Here is a 255-nt window from a genome sequence, read left to right as displayed (position 1 = left end):
CCGGCCGGTAATCGCCTCGATGTCACCGCCCCCAACGGCACGCTCTCAGCCCTGGCCGATGACGACTGGGCCCACACCGTGGCGCGTAACCTGAGCGACCCCGAGTTCAACCTGCTCGGCGATGGCAGGGACGGCCGTCCTACCCCGAACACCGCACACTGGCCCGACAACCGCGTCACCGACCTCGTCGGCGTCAGCAGCCGCTTCGATGGCGCGGGCAACCTGGTCGAGCGCTCGCTCGCCGATGGCACGCGG

The 255-nt window shown here is 70.6% G+C and carries 1 protein-coding gene; it reads left to right on the top strand.

Annotated features, from left to right (window positions below; genetic code table 11):
* Nucleotides 1-255, top strand: a 255-nt coding sequence (locus tag DNK49_RS24340) for a hypothetical protein (protein ID WP_165843450.1), incomplete at both ends; no start/stop codon positions are given.

This window comes from Parazoarcus communis SWub3 = DSM 12120 (assembly GCF_003226565.1).
In the GTDB taxonomy this organism is placed as follows: domain Bacteria; phylum Pseudomonadota; class Gammaproteobacteria; order Burkholderiales; family Rhodocyclaceae; genus Parazoarcus; species Parazoarcus communis.
This window is presented reverse-complemented; position numbering and strand designations above follow the sequence as displayed.